Source organism: Limosilactobacillus sp. WILCCON 0051 (assembly GCF_039955095.1).
In the GTDB taxonomy this organism is placed as follows: Bacteria; Bacillota; Bacilli; order Lactobacillales; family Lactobacillaceae; genus Limosilactobacillus; species Limosilactobacillus allomucosae.
This window is the reverse complement of sequence record NZ_CP154878.1, coordinates 710,074-726,962: the sequence shown is the minus strand read 5'-3', so window position 1 is coordinate 726,962 and position 16,889 is coordinate 710,074. Positions and strand designations below refer to the sequence as shown.

Here is a 16,889-nt window from a genome sequence, read left to right as displayed (position 1 = left end):
TTTTTTGCAGCCACTAAAAAAAGCGAATGACCGCCAAAAAAGTCACTCGCTCTCGGAATTAGGAAAATTTGAAGTGTGCCAGCGCTTGCCGACGCTGACAACTAATTAGAAGTCTTCGTTCGCAGATAGATTTCTAACTATACGTAATATTATACGAATAAAATCATTGCTTGTCATTAGGCACGTCGACCAAAATTTTTCTCTTTACTTGTTTCATTCGCTCAATTCGTTCGGTTCATCATTACCGCGCAAAAGCCGATGAACGCCCAAAGCCTGATAGAGCTCAAATGATTCAGGCATGACGCCGGGAACAAAGCCAAATCGATTGCTGATCTTATTCAGCCGGTATTTGATCGTATTTCGGTGAACGTAAAGCAGATCACCAGCCTGCTCTATATTCTGCGGCGTATCAAGCAAAAAGGCCATCAGTGTTTCTACCAGATTATGCTGCATGGAGTCCAGCCGCTTTTGCCAACGAATGACCTCAGTGCCTTCTTCCTGCAGCTCTCTTTGACAGCCCCGCGCAAACTCCAGATCAGCCTGCTTGAAAAACAAGCGATGCGGCAAGATCGTACGGGCTGCTGGCAAGTATTGACTGACCAGCTGATACAATCTCTGAATGCCGCCAAAACCATCGACCACGGCTGCTTCGACTACGACACACTGGGCAGCTAATTGCTGATCGTCTTTTTTAAACTCAGCTTCCCAGTTCTGCCAGTTTTGATAGGAAAGCGTCTTTTGCGATAATACGATCAATTGATCATTATACCAGTCACTGATCAGCTGGTCGGTATATTGCGCAGTCAGCCGATCAACCCATTTTTTCAGCTTAGCCTTGTTAACGTCATTTGGACAGCTGACGATTAAAGCAGCCTGCGTATTTTTAGGATCAAAGCGGTATTGACGACCCAGTTTGGCAGCCCGAACAACCTGCCCTTGAATGATGGCGCGAATCAGATTCTGATCATCTTGATTTTGATAGCCCCAAAGATTCAAGGCCGTCTGCAGCGTTTCAGCCACTCGCTCGCACGTCAGATTGGTTACCGTCTGTTGGCCAACGAATAAGACCGTATACTCACTGTTTGGCAAGCGCCAATGCGTAATCTTCATGCCATCTGATGTAGTTACCGGCAGCTCGCCATTCATATCGATTTTTTCAACCACGTTCAACAGACTTTCCCAGTTGACAGTGGCTTCTTTGGGCCAGTTTTCACGATACACGATCTCGCCTTGGTCATCAACAACTGCCAATGAAGCCTGCACCTGTTCGGCCAAAAGCTTCAAGACCTCGCCAACGCTGCGCCGATATTCCGGCATTGCCGAAACGCGACCGATAATCGTTGGTGCAAAGCTGGGATGACGCATTCGATCTTGGAAAATTGCAAACATGATTTCAGAGATAACGGCACTATAAGTCATATTCTTTTGCGTTTCCTGGGCAAAAATCATCAAGAAGTTGACGCGATCGGCCGCTTCCTTGATTTCAGCAGGGAGACTTGGTACCCGCTCGCCGACATAATAAATCACCACGCCGACACAGCCAGTTTTGGCCAGCTGTTCGATTTTAGCACAATCCGTTACCAGATCATAGTTGTCTTGTTCAATTGAGGTCAGCAGCAGCTGCTCATTAGCCGAATTCTCCGGCTGATAGAATTCTCGTTGGGCCACCGACGTCGCTGTAAAGTCGATTACCGATACTGTTGAAACTATTCGATCCAGCCCCGCTTCGCCAGCTGCGATGTGTGACCGCGACAGGGTTGGCAGTTTCAATAGGTCGCGAACCCGGACACTCATATTCTCCACTCCCAATTCTAAATTAAAGAAATATTAGAATAATGATAACATATTCTAAATAAATCCGCAATTTCTCATTTAGCAATAAAAAAAAGACCGTTAATTGTCAATTTAAACAGACAAGTGCGATCTTTAACATTGTGATTAATTTTTAAAGCTATGAACCGGTGCCGGAATCGTGCCGCCGCGACTGATCATGGCTGCTGAAGAGGCGTGACTGACATCCATGATTGGCGCATAGCCCAGCAGACCACCAAATTCAACCGTATCGCCAACCTTTTTACCGGGAACCGGAATGACCCGGACTGCCGTCGTTTTGGCATTAATCATCCCAATTGCGGCCTCATCGGCAATCATCCCGCTGATGGTCGAAGCTTCGATATCACCCGGTACTGCGATCATATCAAGCCCAACCGAGCAGACCGCCGTCATGGCCTCCAGCTTGGAAACGTTCAGGTAGCCAGCATTCACGGCTTTGATCATCCCAGCATCTTCAGAAACCGGAATGAAGGCGCCGGAAAGTCCGCCGACATGACTGCAGGCCATAATACCGCCTTTTTTAACAGCATCGTTAAGCATCGCCAAAGCAGCGGTCGTTCCATGCGCGCCAACGCTTGAAAGACCGATTTCTTCCAAGATCTCGGCAATTGAGTCGCCAATCGCTGCCGTGGGGGCCAATGAAAGGTCAACGATCCCAAACTTGGCGCCCAAACGCTTGGCCGCCGTGGTGCCAACCAATTGCCCCATCCGTGTAACCTTAAAGGCTGTCTTTTTAATGGTTTCAGCTACGACGTCCATTGATTCGCCCTTAACTTTTTCAAGGGCTGCCTTGACAACCCCAGGACCCGAGACCCCACAGTTGATGACGACATCCGATTCGCCAACGCCATGAAAGCCCCCCGCCATAAATGGATTGTCTTCGACCGCGTTGCAGAAGATCACCATCTTGGCATTGTTCATGTAGTCCAGTTCGGAAGCTTTTTTAACGACTTCCCCCATTTCCTTGACGGCATCCATGTTGATTCCCGTTCTTGTGGAGCCAACATTAACGGATGCACAGACCAGGTCAGTCTGCGTCAGGGCTTCGGGCAGCGACTTGATAAGCGTCTTGTCGCCATTTTGGTAGCCTTTTTGAACCAGTGCTGAATAGCCGCCGATAAAGTCAACGCCCACCGTTTTGGCAGCCCGATCCAAAGCCAAGGCATACTTGACATAGTCGTGATCACCAGAGGCCGCGGCAATCAATGAAATCGGCGTCACCGTGATGCGCTTGTTGGCAACTGGAATTCCGAATTCAGTCTCGATTTCCTCGCCAACCCGCACCAGATCCTTGGCCTTTTTCGTGATCTTGTCGTAAATCTTTTGACAGGCCCGATCACTGTCGCTGTCGATACAATCAAGCAGCGAGATCCCCATCGTAATCGTTCGCAGATCCAGCTTTTCCTCAGAGACCATGCGAACCGTTTCCATAATCTTTTCAGTTTCCAAAACAGGCCTCCTATAGCTGGTGCATAGCGTCATACATTTCTTGGTTGCGAATGTTGATGTCGACGCCCAGCTTGGTACCTAAAGCGTCCAGTTCCTGGGTCAGCTTTTCAAAATCAGCAGCGGCATCGTCTACATCGACCATCATCATCATCGTAAAGTATCCATCCATAATGGTTTGAGAGACGTCTACGATATTAATGTCATTTTGAGCCAGATAGCAGCTGACCCCTGCAATGATCCCAGTTTTATCCTTGCCAATCGTGGTTAAAATCGCCCGCATAATGTTCCTCCTAAAATCTGCTTAGAAAATGATTATATTTATCTTAACATATCGGACGAACATTTTTAACCATTCAATCATTAATCGGGGTGGATTTTAATCGTTTTTAATAACGCCTCGATGTTTCAGCCTGTTAAATCAGAAAAACACGAATATTATTACTGTAAAAGACTATTCACCCTTAAAACGGCGAAACGCTTGGCCAAACCGCAGCTTGAACCTAGCCAATAGCTTGGGATCCAGCTGCATTGTTGAAATCAGCGGACTGTCTGGATCATCAGCATCTAATGGCGCCATAATCCCGGTAGTCAATGGCCAAAAAAGCGCAATCTCATCGGGCAGATTCGGATCATCGGGATGGCTGGCCACGTACTCATCGAAAAACAGCGCGATTTGCTGCGTCTGCTCCATAAAATCATACATGGCGGATTCGACTGCCTGCTGCTCGGCATTTTGACGATAGATCACCGCACTGCGCTCCCAGTCATAAAGTCCTGATTTGGTAACCTCATTAAATAAGACAGCCAGCCCGGCCAAAAAGTCAGCATCATCATCGATTGCTACGCGCATCCCCAAAATCTCAGCATAGGATAGCTCCGCCACGCCAATCATCGTTTCATCAGCAACCGGATTATAGATCGCGACCGTCCAGTGAGAATCAAACTGATCCGGCTTGGTACTATAATCAACCTTTAAAATCTCATCACTGGCAACCGGCTCTTGATTGATCAGTTCCGCAATCACGCAGCGGGCCATAAAAATACCAATCAAAGTCGCACTGTCAGGCAGCGGCAGGCTCGTGTAGTCCGCCAGATCCTCCTGCAGGTCCAGCAGCTCGTTTTGATATTTGCGAATCATGGCAGCCTGCTGTTCGGAAGTTAAAAAATCGTTTCCCCATTTACGACCCAATTCATATAAGTAGACATCACTGTTAAGCATTCGGATGATGTCTTGCCAAGTTATCGTTTTCAAAGCTTTCACCATTTTCTTTTCCTAATTCTGGGTTGGTATCTCATTTTAACACGTTTCCTAATTGCGAACAAATGTTTGAGAAATAAAAAACCAGACCGTCATTTTCGATCTGGTTTGAATTTAATTTCAGTTTTAGCGCTGATAGACAACCTTTCCATCAACCAGCGTCAGGTCAGCCGTGCCATAGACCTGCTCACCGGTAAACGGATTGTTGACGCCTTTGGAAAGATAATCAGCCTCATTAAGCGTTCGCTGCGTGGTTAAGTCAAAGATCACGATATCGGCTGGCTTGCCAGGTTCCAGATGCCCGGCTTCATGCAGGCCAAAAATGTCAGCTGGATTGGTGCTCATCCAGTTCAGCAGCTGTTCTAAAGTGCAGATGCCGCCCTTGACGAATTTGGTGTACATCATTGGAAAAGCCGTCTCACTGCCGGTAATGCCGTTAGCTGCCCCCCGCATGTCATCTTTTGGCTTTTCAGCTTTTGAATGCGGGGCATGGTCAGTTGCGATCATGTCAACCGTGCCATCAAGCAGTCCCTCAATCAGTGCCTGCCGATCATCTTCATGACGCAGCGGCGGATTCATCTTGTAATATGAGTTATTGGCCGGAATGTCTTGATCAGCCAGCAGCAGATGATGTGGTGATGCCTCACAGGTTACATTGACGCCTTGTGACTTGGCAAACCGTACCATAGCAATGCTTTCTTTAGTTGAAACGTGACAGATATGGTAATGAACCCCCGTTGCGTTGGCTAAGACCAGATCCCGAGCCACCTGAGCCGATTCTGAAACGCTGGGTGCACCCGGCAGTCCCAGTTCGTCAGCTCGTTTTCCAGCATTCATGATCCCGCCAAACAGCAGCGAATCATCCTCAACATGCGCCGCCAAGATCATCTTTTCTTTGGCAATGCCTTCCATGGCCTGATACATGGTGCCCGCCGTCTGGACCCCGCTGCCATCGTTGCTGAAGGCATAAGCGCCTGCCTGCTTGAGGCCGTGGAAGTCAACCAGTTCCTCACTGGTCCGTCCATGCGTGATTGCACCATATTGAAAGATGTGGACGACCCCTTCTTTTTGATTCAAAGAAGTCTGTGCCCGCATACGTTCTGGCGTGTCAGGTACCGGATCAACGTTTGGCATGGCGCCAACCGTGGTAAAGCCACCATGAGCCGCTGCCTTGCTGCCGGCTTCGATCGTTTCCTTATAGGTTTGACCAGGTTCTCTGAAATGCACGTGAACGTCAACCAGTCCTGGTGCTACTAATTTGTTGGTGGCATCAATCGTTTCATCGGCAGCCGGCAGATCGTTGCCAATTGCCTGAATCTTGCCATCAGCGATCCGGACATCCGTTTTAACCAATTGGCCGTTTACAAAGACCGTACCACCCTTGATCAGTTTTGTCGTCATCTTATTCCAAGCCACCCAACTTACGACCGCGCAGAACTGCTTCAATCATTGCCATCCGCATAAAGACCCCGTTTTGCATCTGACGGAAGAAAACGGATTTAGGCGCCTCAACCAATTCACTGGCCAGTTCAACGCCACGGTTGATTGGACCTGGATGCATGATGATGGCATTGTCTTTCATCTTATTGTAGCGATCTTGGTTCATGCCGTACTTTTCATGGTAGGCTTCTTTGCTGAAGTCTTTTTCGTGGGCATCCTCATTGGAAAGCCGTTCATGTTGAACCCGCAGCAGCATGATGGCATCCATCTCGCCAACCAGTTCGTCAACCGGCTTGTATTGACCATATTGCGTAAAGTCTTCATTGAACCAGTATTCTGGACCAGAGAAGTAGACTTCGGCCCCCAGCTTATTGAGCAGCTGAGCATTGCTGCGGGCAACGCGGGAGTGGCTGATATCACCGATAATGGCAATCTTTAGGCCCTTAAAGGTACCAAACTGTTCATGGATCGTCATCACGTCCAGCAGACATTGTGATGGGTGTTGGCCCGAACCATCGCCGGCATTGACGATTCCAATGTTAGCCTGTTCGTTTTCCTTGGTGTCGATCAGTGGCTGGTAGTAGTTGTTTTCGCTGTGACGGATAACTGCCAGATCAATACCCAGCGCCGTCATCGTCAGCATCGTGTCGTACAGCGTCTCACCCTTTTTAACTGAAGAATGCGTTGGATCAAATGGAATCTCCGTCAACCCCAGCTTACGTTCAGCTACGGCAAAGCTGGTGTGCGTCCGCGTAGAGTTTTCAAAAAAGCCGTTAACGACATAGACTGGTTTGTTCAGCTTTGGTACGGCACCACCACGCTTGAAGTATTCAGCACGAGCAATCAAAGCGTTGACTTCATCAGCTGACAGATCTTCTACGCTGACAAAGTTTTCTAAGCGGACAAGGTTCATAGGTTCTAACATTTTGACAAAATCCTTCCTTAAATTCACGAGTAACCGTTTGGACGCTCACTGTCGTCCTTTAAATGGCGGATCAGAAATCCTCCTTTGTGAATTTGCCCTTAAAAAAACGCCACCCTTACTTGAGGGCAGCGTTCAACGAAAACAGCATTCACCATGCCGCAATTTAATTCGTTTCCTTGCTAGCCTCTCTGGACTAAACTTAAAGGACATTCATTCATCGCAAATAAAGATACTCGCTGTTGGTTGCTTTGTCAATTGCGTTTTTTTGGTAAATCGTTATGAAAGTTCAGCTTTCTAGTCACCAAATGCCGTTATTTCGGCGATTGTAACTAATTCTCAAAAAATTTAATCGCAGCGGCCAACTGGTACTGACCGTTTCATTAATCGCTTTATCATCTTTTTTTAATATTTTTCAGCATTTAACTGTACTTTTTCTGATTAAGTATGATAAGTTCATTCTAATAAGATTTTTGCAAATGGGGGATTTTCTAATGAAACCAAAAATCGCGATTCCAGCCGCAACCTTGACTGAAGCCACCAACGTCATCAACGAGCGCAATGCTCCATTTGCGCCGCGGCCGATTATTGAAGCCGTTGTTAAATCAGGGGGCGTGCCGATTATTTTTCCAAGCGTGCAGCCCGACTTAGCGCCTGAATATCTGGAGACTTTTGATGGGGTTGTCTTTGCTGGCGGGGCCGATGTTGATCCAACATTTTACGGTCAAGAGCCGCACATGAATCTGGGAATGACCTACCGTAAACGGGACCTGTTTGAGATTGCACTGCTCAAGGGGGCGGTTCAGTCTGGCAAGGCCATTTTAGGAATCTGCCGCGGTATGCAGCTGATCAACATTGGGCTGGGCGGAACCGTATATCAAGACCTTTCTGAGAATCCAGACGCTCATTTAAAACATGTTCAAGGCGCCCCGGGCAATCTGCCTTCGCATCATATCGACGTTGACCTGGACAGCCGTCTCTACAAGCTGATCGGCAAGCATCCTTATATCAACTCGCGGCACCATCAGGCCATTGATCGGGTAGCGCCTTCGCTTAAGGTTGCTGCCCGCGCGCAGGACCTGGTCGTTGAAGCCTTAGAATCAAGTGACAGTGATCAGATTCTGGCCGTGCAGTGGCATCCTGAAAACATGTACAAGCATTACCGCGAATCGCAGGCCTTGTTTGGCGACTTTATCCGCCGCTCAGCCAAGGTTGCAGCCAAGCGTCATCATACCGATAATCAAAACAACTAGCATAAAAACGACACTGCGCAAGCTTATAGCTGGCAGTGCCGTTTTTATGTCTAATCTTAAATTCGTCTATTTATCAAGTTCTCGCTTCAGCTCGTCGGCATTTGGAATATGATCACCGGCAAATCCCTGGAACGGATGCAGCGATTCCATGGCCGCTTCTTGATAGCGACGCGCCCGCCGCAGTGCATAGCTTTCTAAAGAATCATTTTCGACGTAGTTCATCAGCTTAGCGCTCGGTGTGGTTTTAGGATTGATAACCCGGTCTTCCAAATCCTCCAAAATCTCGGAAAATTCTGGTCCCAGTTGAATCTGGTTGGCATAGCGCTCCAGACTCTTGATCATTGCCAAAGCCTTGTTTTGATAATGGCAAGGTTCAGTTGGCAGTTCTTTGGCCACTACATCATTCATCTCGTCGGCATTATCCAAGACGCGATTAACCTCAGCAAGCGGCAGGGCTGGGTGCATGATAAAATAACTGGCCAGCAGACGAATAAAACGCAGCGTATCCGTTCTGACGCCAACTGAACTGCTGGGATCCAGATCCAGCATGCGCAGCTCAATATATTCAACCCCAGTCTTGGGCAGCTCTTTTAGGTTGGCATTGCCCTTAAGCCGCACGCTGCCATGAAATTCATAATCTGAGGTCAAAATCCCCTGCTTAACCCCGTCTTCAATTCGATCAACGTAGCTTTGGACATCTGTATAGTCACCTTGAAATTTGGTCCCAAAACCATATGAGCTTTGGCGAATGCTGCGAACTGGATGGTCAATCCCCTGTCCTTTTTCAAAATAGTTAGCCTCAGCGATTGGACTGGCACCAAACAGATAGGTAATAAACCAGCGATAGCGAACGAATCCTTGCGCCAAAACCGCGTACAGATAATTGCGTACAGCTTTTTCGTCCTTAAACTTATCGGGAAAGCCCGATTTGACCAGATCGATAATATGCTGATCAATGCTTAGATTAATGTGCACTCCGCATGGCGTCCCCTCTGAATAGCTGTGACGCTTGGTCCATTCTTTCAAATAGGCCTCTTTTTTGGGTCCCATCTTTGCCAGACGCAGCTGTGATTTATCAGCCGGCAGCTTAGGCGGCATTGACAGTGGCCAGAGCAGTTCACCAGGAGCCAGGGCCGCACGCAGAGCATTATTGATTTTATAAAGATAATGCATTGCATCCAATGAGTGGCTGGCGGCCGGCGTTACCATTTCAGGCATCGTCTCCAAATAGTCATTGGTCAGCCAAGGATTGGTCTTTTCATCGCCAATCGCGGCCGGGTACGGTTCTTGACTGACATTGCCGGTTTCATCCACGCGCTGCATCTCGACTTCCAATCCCATCGTAAAATCAGAAGTCTTAGCAACGGCCTCATTATTAAAAATGAGTTCACCAATTTGACTGAACATAATTAGAATTCCTCTCTTAAATTAAAAATTTCTAATATTATACAATCAACCTTCTTAATTTTACAAGTAATAATTAGTCACTTGATTAACTTTAATAACTATAATCTTTTTAATTATATGGATACTAAATCTGATTTTTAATTGCTGAATTAGTTGATTTAGCATATAATCTTACTGTTGCTCTAAGAATAACAGGAGATACTTTAATGAAAAAAACGTTGCAGGAATTCAAGGAATTTATTTCACGCGGCAATGTCATGGATATGGCCGTCGGGGTAATCATCGGCTCGGCCTTTACGTCAATCGTCAATGCGCTGGTTAAGAATCTGATCAACCCATTGATTGGAATCTTCTTAGGCAAGATCGATCTTTCCAATCTGGTCTTTAGTTTTGGCGACGCGCACTTCCGCTATGGGGCCTTTTTAAACTCGGTCATCAACTTCTTAATTATTGCCTTTGTCGTCTTTTTATTGGTGAAGTTTGTCAATCAGCTGATGCCAAGTCACGATGAAGCACCAGCTGATCCTGAACCAAGTAGTGAGGAAAAATACCTGGCTGAAATCGTTGAACTTTTGAAAGACAAACAGAAATAATCCAGCAGCCAAAAACACGCTATTCTAGCCATACTGAGGTTAGAACAGCGTGTTTTTTATTATATGATCGCTCAAAAGCTGCTGATGGATAGTTCACCTAAACCATTTAACGACAGCTTTTTTGGACATCAGTCTTTCAATAGCGAATTCGTATTTGATGCTTTCTTAAGCATAAAAAACGGTAATTCATTTACTGAGTGAGCCGCTTTACATTTTCTCTTCTCAAAGAAAAAAATCGTTCAGCCCCATTATCATAACGTGGCTGAACGATAATAAAATGGCTAGTGGCGCGGGACGGAATCGAACCGCCGACACACGGAGCTTCAATCCGTTGCTCTACCAACTGAGCTACCGAGCCATTTACGGTCCGTACGAGACTCGAACTCGTGATCTCATCCGTGACAGGGATGCGTCCTAACCAAAACTAGACCAACGGACCAAAATTGCGGGGGCTGGATTTGAACCAACGACCTCCGGGTTATGAGCCCGACGAGCTACCAGGCTGCTCTACCCCGCGATAATAAATCAAGTGACCCATGCGGGATTCGAACCCACGATACCAGCGTGAAAGGCTGGTGTCTTAACCGCTTGACTAATGGGTCATTATCATAAAATCAACTTTTGCAAGTTATGGGTCTAAGTGGACTCGAACCACCGACCTCACGCTTATCAGGCGTGCGCTCTAACCAACTGAGCTATAGACCCATTTATCGCGGCAGGGGGGATCGAACCCTCGACCTCCCGGGTATGAACCGGACGCTCTAGCCAGCTGAGCTACACCGCGATAATTCTAAATCGGGAAAACAGGATTCGAACCTGCGACCCCCTGGTCCCAAACCAGGTGCTCTACCAAGCTGAGCTATTTCCCGAAAAATGCACCCAGAAGGAGTCGAACCTTCAACCTTCTGATTCGTAGTCAGACACTCTATCCAATTGCGCTATGGGTGCATGATAAAAGCGGAAGACGGGATTCGAACCCGCGACCCCCACCATGGCAAGGTGATGTTCTACCACTGAACTACTTCCGCATAATTATTAAGTTAATGAGCCGTGACGGGTTCGAACCGTCGACCCTCTGATTAAAAGTCAGATGCTCTACCGACTGAGCTAACGGCTCAAGTTGGGCTAGCTGGGTTCGAACCAGCGCATGACGGTACCAAAAACCGTTGCCTTACCACTTGGCTATAGCCCAATCATGGTAAATGGAGGATACAGGGCTCGAACCTGTGACCCTCTGCTTGTAAGGCAGATGCTCTCCCAACTGAGCTAATCCTCCAAAAAAATAAAAGGGCTAACCAAAGGTCTTACCCTTTTAAATCATCTGCATGGCAATGCCCTATCCTCGCAGGGAGCGATCCCCCAACTACTTTCGGCGCGTTGAAGCTTAACTTCTGTGTTCGGCATGGGAACAGGTGTATCCTTCAAGCCATCATCACCACACTAATCCTTTTCAGGATTGAGAGCTTGCACTCTCAAAACTAAACAATATCTATTCTTCTCACGTTCAATCGAAACACCCTAAACTTGGTTAAGTCCTCGACCGATTAGTAATGGTCCGCTCCATGCCTCGCGGCACTTCCACTTCCATCCTATCTACCTCATCATCTCTGAGGGGTCTTACTTCCATAAGGAATGGGAAATCTCATCTTGAGGCGAGTTTCACGCTTAGATGCTTTCAGCGTTTATCTCATCCATACATAGCTACCCAGCGATGCTCCTGGCGGAACAACTGGTACACCAGCGGTATGTCCATCCCGGTCCTCTCGTACTAAGGACAGGTCCTCTCAAATTTCCTACGCCCGCGACGGATAGGGACCGAACTGTCTCACGACGTTCTGAACCCAGCTCGCGTACCGCTTTAATGGGCGAACAGCCCAACCCTTGGGACCGACTACAGCCCCAGGATGCGATGAGCCGACATCGAGGTGCCAAACCTCCCCGTCGATGTGGACTCTTGGGGGAGATAAGCCTGTTATCCCCAGGGTAGCTTTTATCCGTTGAGCGATGGCCCTTCCATGCGGAACCACCGGATCACTAAGCCCGACTTTCGTCCCTGCTCGACCTGTCTGTCTCGCAGTCAAGCTCGCTTGTGCCTTTACACTCTGCGAATGATTTCCAACCATTCTGAGCGAACCTTTGGGCGCCTCCGTTATCTTTTGGGAGGCGACCGCCCCAGTCAAACTGCCCACCTGACACTGTCTCCCACCACGATCAGTGGTGCGGGTTAGAGTGATCATAATGCAAGGGTAGTATCCCACCAGCGCCTCTGCCAAAACTAGCGTCCTGGCTTCTATGGCTCCTACCTATCCTGTACAAGCAGTACAAGCACTCAATATCAAGCTACAGTAAAGCTCCATGGGGTCTTTCCGTCCTGTCGCGGGTAGCCTGCATCTTCACAGGCAATTCAATTTCACCGAGTCTCTCGTTGAGACAGTGCCCAGATCGTTACGCCTTTCGTGCGGGTCGGAACTTACCCGACAAGGAATTTCGCTACCTTAGGACCGTTATAGTTACGGCCGCCGTTTACTGGGGCTTCAATTCAGGGCTTCGCCGAAGCTAACTCTTCCTTTTAACCTTCCAGCACCGGGCAGGCGTCAGCCCCTATACTTCATCTTACGATTTTGCAGAAACCTGTGTTTTTGATAAACAGTCGCCTGGGCCTTTTCACTGCGGCTGATCTTGCGATCAGCACCCCTTCTCCCGAAGTTACGGGGTCATTTTGCCGAGTTCCTTAACGAGAGTTCGCTCGCTCACCTTAGGATACTCTCCTCGACTACCTGTGTCGGTTTGCGGTACGGGCAGTTGATTATTCGCTAGAAGCTTTTCTCGGCAGCGTGACATCAACGACTTCGCTACTATAATTTCGCTCCCCGTCACAGCTTGTCAACCTGCTGATAAGCATTTGACTCATCAACTGACTTGCTGCTTGGCCGGACACTTCCAATCGTCCGGATCGCTTAGCCTTCTGCGTCACTCCATCACTCAAGCACAATCAACTGGTACAGGAATATCAACCTGTTGTCCATCGTCTACGCCTCTCGGCCTCGACTTAGGTCCCGACTAACCCTGGGAGGACGAGCCTTCCCCAGGAAACCTTAGTCATTCGGTGGACAGGATTCTCACCTGTCTTTCGCTACTCATACCGGCATTCTCACTTCCAAGCGCTCCACCAGTCCTTACGGTCTGACTTCATCGCCCTTGGAACGCTCTCCTACCACGCATCCTGATGGATGCATCCATAGCTTCGGTAATATGCTTAGCCCCGGTACATTTTCGGCGCAGAGTCACTCGACTAGTGAGCTATTACGCACTCTTTAAATGATGGCTGCTTCTGAGCCAACATCCTAGTTGTCTGTGCAATTCCACATCCTTTTCCACTTAGCATATATTTAGGGACCTTAGCTGATGATCTGGGCTGTTCCCCTTTCCACGATGGATCTTATCACTCACCGTGTGACTCCCGAGTAAAAATCAATGGCATTCGGAGTTTATCTGAAGTCAGTAACCCATGACGGGCCCCTAGTCCAAACAGTGCTCTACCTCCATGATTCTAAACCTCGAGGCTCCCCCTAAAGAGATTTCGGAGAGAACCAGCTATCTCCAAGTTCGTTTGGAATTTCACCGCTACCCACACCTCATCCCAACCATTTTCAACTGATACGGGTTCGGTCCTCCAGTGCGTTTTACCGCACCTTCAACCTGGACATGGGTAGGTCACCTGGTTTCGGGTACATAACTGCGTACTTCGTACGCCCATTTCAGACTCGCTTTCGCTGCGGCTCCGGTTTTTCCACCTTAACCTTGCACGCAATCATGACTCGCCGGTTCATTCTGCAAGAGGCACGCCGTCACACGTAAATGTGCTCCGACAGCTTGTAGGCACATGGTTTCAGGAACTGTTTCACTCCCCTCCCGGGGTGCTTTTCACCTTTCCCTCACGGTACTGGTTCACTATCGGTCACTAGGGAGTATTTAGCCTTGCGAGATGGTCCTCGCGGATTCCGACGGGGTTTCACGTGTCCCGCCGTACTCAGGATCCTGAACTGAGAGTGTGACGTTTCGTTTACTGGGCTATCACCATCTTTGGCGTCGCTTCCCAACGACTTCAACTACGTCGCACTTTGGTAACTCAAATGTTCAGTCCTACAACCCCAACAAGCAAGCTCGTTGGTTTGGGCTCTTCCCGTTTCGCTCGCCGCTACTCAGGGAATCGAATTTTCTTTCTCTTCCTGCAGCTACTTAGATGTTTCAGTTCACTGCGTCTACCGCCTGACAGCTATGTATTCACTGCTCAGGCAATCATCGACTAAGATGATTGGGTTTCCCCATTCGGAAATCTCCGGATCAAAGCGTACTTACCGCTCCCCGAAGCATATCGGTGTTAGTCCCGTCCTTCATCGGCTCCTAGTACCAAGGCATTCACCATGCGCCCTTCATAACTTAACCTTGATGATCTTACGATCACCTCAGTTATTGAGTATGCGATTAATTTCGTTAATAAAACTCAAATAACGCGGTGTTCTCGGTTTAATTGTGAATAAAGAAATAAATATTATTTAGTTTTCAAAGTACAAGCTGAGGGTAGACCCCTCAAAACTGAACGCAGTTTCAACGAATGTGCAGGTTTCCGATTAATTCCTTAGAAAGGAGGTGATCCAGCCGCAGGTTCTCCTACGGCTACCTTGTTACGACTTCACCCTAATCATCTGCCCCACCTTAGGCGGCTAGCTCCCCGAAGGGTTACCCCACCGACTTTGGGTGTTGCAAACTCTCATGGTGTGACGGGCGGTGTGTACAAGGCCCGGGAACGTATTCACCGCGGCATGCTGATCCGCGATTACTAGCGATTCCGACTTCGTGCAGGCGAGTTGCAGCCTGCAGTCCGAACTGAGAACGGTTTTAAGAGATTAGCTTGCCCTCGCGAGTTCGCGACTCGTTGTACCGTCCATTGTAGCACGTGTGTAGCCCAGGTCATAAGGGGCATGATGATCTGACGTCGTCCCCACCTTCCTCCGGTTTGTCACCGGCAGTCTCACTAGAGTGCCCAACTGAATGCTGGCAACTAGTAACAAGGGTTGCGCTCGTTGCGGGACTTAACCCAACATCTCACGACACGAGCTGACGACGACCATGCACCACCTGTCATTGCGTTCCCGAAGGAAACGCCCTATCTCTAGGGTTGGCGCAAGATGTCAAGACCTGGTAAGGTTCTTCGCGTAGCTTCGAATTAAACCACATGCTCCACCGCTTGTGCGGGCCCCCGTCAATTCCTTTGAGTTTCAACCTTGCGGTCGTACTCCCCAGGCGGAGTGCTTAATGCGTTAGCTGCGGCACTGAAGGGCGGAAACCCTCCAACACCTAGCACTCATCGTTTACGGCATGGACTACCAGGGTATCTAATCCTGTTCGCTACCCATGCTTTCGAGCCTCAGCGTCAGTTGCAGACCAGACAGCCGCCTTCGCCACTGGTGTTCTTCCATATATCTACGCATTCCACCGCTACACATGGAGTTCCACTGTCCTCTTCTGCACTCAAGTCTGACAGTTTCCGATGCACTTCTTTGGTTAAGCCAAAGGCTTTCACATCAGACTTATCAAACCGCCTGCGCTCGCTTTACGCCCAATAAATCCGGATAACGCTTGCCACCTACGTATTACCGCGGCTGCTGGCACGTAGTTAGCCGTGACTTTCTGGTTAGATACCGTCACTGCGTGAACAGTTGCTCTCACGCACGTTCTTCTCTAACAACAGAGCTTTACGAGCCGAAACCCTTCTTCACTCACGCGGTGTTGCTCCATCAGGCTTGCGCCCATTGTGGAAGATTCCCTACTGCTGCCTCCCGTAGGAGTATGGACCGTGTCTCAGTTCCATTGTGGCCGATCAGTCTCTCAACTCGGCTACGCATCACAGCCTTGGTAGGCCGTTACCCTACCAACAAGCTAATGCGCCGCAGGTCCATCCCAAAGTGATAGCCGAAACCATCTTTTAAATTTGAATCATGCGATTCGAATTGTTATGCGGTATTAGCATCTGTTTCCAAATGTTATCCCCCGCTTTGGGGCAGGTTACCTACGTGTTACTCACCCGTCCGCCACTCGTTGGCAAACCAACGTCAAGTCCGTGCAAGCACGTTCAATCAGTTGGGCCAACGCGTTCGACTTGCATGTATTAGGCACACCGCCGGCGTTCATCCTGAGCCAGGATCAAACTCTCATATAAAATATAAGAACTTGAAAAGCTCAAATTTAAATTAAGCGAATTGACTTCGCAAATGTTTTTGCATCAATCGTAATGATTGATGACCCTGCACATTTGTGTTCGTCGAAACTGTATTCAGTTTTCAAAGGTCTACCGTTGCCCGCTCATTTCAAGCAAGCAACTTAATTAGTTTAACAAATTGTCAACTACCTGTCAAGAACTTTTTTAATCAGCCTTTCTTGATGGTTAGACGAAAAGTCGTTAATCTCAAGTGATCAGCAGCTTATCGCCGCGACAACGTTATCTAATATACCGAGATCGCAAGTAAATGTCAACGACAAAATTCAAACTTTTTTGATTTATTTAAGAAACATGAACAATAATTAAATAGACTATTCGTTTACTACGGAAATGTTGAACTTTTTGGCAATATTTAAGAACAAATCATCGTTTTTCAAATTAATCGTCCTGCAAAAAAACAAATAGCGATCTTCCAAGACTATGAGTCACAAGAAGGCCGCTGTTGCATCAATCC

At 48.2% G+C, this 16,889-nt stretch carries 9 protein-coding genes, 12 tRNA genes and 3 rRNA genes; 2 read left to right on the top strand and 22 right to left on the bottom strand.

All coding sequences use genetic code 11. The features are described from left to right. Nucleotides 1–213: 213 nt before the first annotated feature. The 6 genes from ABC765_RS03565 to ABC765_RS03540 all read right to left on the bottom strand — a co-directional run bounded on the left by ABC765_RS03565 (nt 214) and on the right by ABC765_RS03540 (nt 6,905). Complete coding sequence (locus tag ABC765_RS03565) at nt 214–1,794, bottom strand: PucR family transcriptional regulator ligand-binding domain-containing protein (protein ID WP_347980721.1); 1,581 nt, start codon at nt 1,792–1,794, stop codon at nt 214–216. Between the two features lie 144 nt (nt 1,795–1,938). Continuing rightward, nucleotides 1,939–3,315, bottom strand: coding sequence for a PFL family protein (locus tag ABC765_RS03560; RefSeq protein WP_376751266.1), 1,377 nt, complete (start codon nt 3,313–3,315; stop codon nt 1,939–1,941). Beyond that, a complete protein-coding gene (locus tag ABC765_RS03555) occupies nt 3,293–3,562 on the bottom strand; it encodes an ACT domain-containing protein (protein WP_347980720.1) in 270 nt (89 codons plus the stop codon). The genes ABC765_RS03560 and ABC765_RS03555 overlap by 23 nt, the downstream gene beginning before the upstream one ends. Before the next feature lie 171 nt (nt 3,563–3,733). Further along, nucleotides 3,734–4,546, bottom strand: coding sequence for a hypothetical protein (locus tag ABC765_RS03550; RefSeq protein WP_347980719.1), 813 nt, complete (start codon nt 4,544–4,546; stop codon nt 3,734–3,736). Between the two features lie 120 nt (nt 4,547–4,666). Continuing rightward, nucleotides 4,667–5,941 (bottom strand): dihydroorotase, encoded by a 1,275-nt coding sequence (locus tag ABC765_RS03545; RefSeq protein ID WP_347980718.1) that lies wholly within the window; start codon nt 5,939–5,941, stop codon nt 4,667–4,669. Between the two features lies 1 nt (nt 5,942). After that, nucleotides 5,943–6,905, bottom strand: coding sequence for an aspartate carbamoyltransferase catalytic subunit (locus ABC765_RS03540; RefSeq protein ID WP_376751265.1), 963 nt, complete (start codon nt 6,903–6,905; stop codon nt 5,943–5,945). Between the two features lie 491 nt (nt 6,906–7,396). Between ABC765_RS03540 and ABC765_RS03535 the strand changes: the two genes are divergently transcribed. Further along, nucleotides 7,397–8,155: a gamma-glutamyl-gamma-aminobutyrate hydrolase family protein gene (locus ABC765_RS03535; RefSeq protein ID WP_347952955.1), complete on the top strand. Its 759-nt coding sequence runs from the start codon at nt 7,397–7,399 to the stop codon at nt 8,153–8,155. Nucleotides 8,156–8,221: 66 nt separating this feature from the next. On the opposite strand, the gene ABC765_RS03530 is transcribed toward ABC765_RS03535, so the two are convergent. Next, on the bottom strand, nt 8,222–9,562 hold the full coding sequence (locus ABC765_RS03530; RefSeq protein ID WP_347980717.1) for a glutamate--cysteine ligase: 1,341 nt from the start codon (nt 9,560–9,562) through the stop codon (nt 8,222–8,224). Between the two features lie 206 nt (nt 9,563–9,768). Between ABC765_RS03530 and mscL the strand changes: the two genes are divergently transcribed. After that, entirely contained in the window at nt 9,769–10,155 is a 387-nt protein-coding gene (gene mscL, locus ABC765_RS03525; RefSeq protein WP_347952951.1) for a large-conductance mechanosensitive channel protein MscL, read from the top strand. 285 nt (nt 10,156–10,440) lie between these two features. On the opposite strand, the gene ABC765_RS03520 is transcribed toward mscL, so the two are convergent. From ABC765_RS03520 to ABC765_RS03450, 15 genes are all read right to left on the bottom strand, one after another. Next, nucleotides 10,441–10,513, bottom strand: a tRNA-Phe gene (locus ABC765_RS03520). Nucleotides 10,514–10,518: 5 nt separating this feature from the next. Then, nucleotides 10,519–10,594 (bottom strand) — tRNA-Asp (locus ABC765_RS03515). Between the two features lie 4 nt (nt 10,595–10,598). After that, nucleotides 10,599–10,672 (bottom strand) — tRNA-Met (locus ABC765_RS03510). A 13-nt stretch (nt 10,673–10,685) separates the two neighbouring features. Further along, a tRNA-Glu gene (locus ABC765_RS03505) sits at nt 10,686–10,757 on the bottom strand. A 29-nt stretch (nt 10,758–10,786) separates the two neighbouring features. Next, a tRNA-Ile gene (locus tag ABC765_RS03500) sits at nt 10,787–10,860 on the bottom strand. Nucleotides 10,861–10,865: 5 nt separating this feature from the next. Further along, nucleotides 10,866–10,939: transfer RNA gene (locus ABC765_RS03495), tRNA-Met, on the bottom strand. 11 nt (nt 10,940–10,950) lie between these two features. Then, nucleotides 10,951–11,024 (bottom strand) — tRNA-Pro (locus ABC765_RS03490). 5 nt (nt 11,025–11,029) lie between these two features. After that, nucleotides 11,030–11,103: transfer RNA gene (locus ABC765_RS03485), tRNA-Arg, on the bottom strand. Between the two features lie 8 nt (nt 11,104–11,111). Further along, nucleotides 11,112–11,183: transfer RNA gene (locus ABC765_RS03480), tRNA-Gly, on the bottom strand. Between the two features lie 16 nt (nt 11,184–11,199). Then, nucleotides 11,200–11,272, bottom strand: a tRNA-Lys gene (locus ABC765_RS03475). A gap of 3 nt (nt 11,273–11,275) precedes the next feature. Beyond that, nucleotides 11,276–11,347: transfer RNA gene (locus ABC765_RS03470), tRNA-Gln, on the bottom strand. Nucleotides 11,348–11,358: 11 nt separating this feature from the next. After that, nucleotides 11,359–11,431 (bottom strand) — tRNA-Val (locus ABC765_RS03465). A gap of 47 nt (nt 11,432–11,478) precedes the next feature. Continuing rightward, nucleotides 11,479–11,595, bottom strand: a 5S ribosomal RNA gene (rrf, locus tag ABC765_RS03460). Nucleotides 11,596–11,679: 84 nt separating this feature from the next. Beyond that, a 23S ribosomal RNA gene (locus ABC765_RS03455) occupies nt 11,680–14,601 on the bottom strand. Between the two features lie 197 nt (nt 14,602–14,798). Then, nucleotides 14,799–16,375: ribosomal RNA gene (locus ABC765_RS03450) — 16S ribosomal RNA — on the bottom strand. The 16S, 23S and 5S rRNA genes sit together here with 12 tRNA genes alongside, the layout of an rRNA operon. Nucleotides 16,376–16,889 lie beyond the last annotated feature (514 nt).

Bases quoted from the DNA above. Each gene is read 5' to 3' on its own strand.
- ABC765_RS03530 (WP_347980717.1), bottom strand. From the start codon at position 9,562: ATGTTCAGTCAAATTGGTGAACTCATTTTTAATAATGAGGCCGTTGCT.
- ABC765_RS03555 (WP_347980720.1), bottom strand. From the start codon at position 3,562: ATGCGGGCGATTTTAACCACGATTGGCAAGGATAAAACTGGGATCATT.
- ABC765_RS03565 (WP_347980721.1), bottom strand. From the start codon at position 1,794: ATGAGTGTCCGGGTTCGCGACCTATTGAAACTGCCAACCCTGTCGCGG.
- ABC765_RS03550 (WP_347980719.1), bottom strand. From the start codon at position 4,546: ATGGTGAAAGCTTTGAAAACGATAACTTGGCAAGACATCATCCGAATG.
- ABC765_RS03540 (WP_376751265.1), bottom strand. From the start codon at position 6,905: ATGTTAGAACCTATGAACCTTGTCCGCTTAGAAAACTTTGTCAGCGTA.
- ABC765_RS03560 (WP_376751266.1), bottom strand. From the start codon at position 3,315: ATGACGCTATGCACCAGCTATAGGAGGCCTGTTTTGGAAACTGAAAAG.
- ABC765_RS03535 (WP_347952955.1), top strand. From the start codon at position 7,397: ATGAAACCAAAAATCGCGATTCCAGCCGCAACCTTGACTGAAGCCACC.
- ABC765_RS03545 (WP_347980718.1), bottom strand. From the start codon at position 5,941: ATGACGACAAAACTGATCAAGGGTGGTACGGTCTTTGTAAACGGCCAA.
- mscL (WP_347952951.1), top strand. From the start codon at position 9,769: ATGAAAAAAACGTTGCAGGAATTCAAGGAATTTATTTCACGCGGCAAT.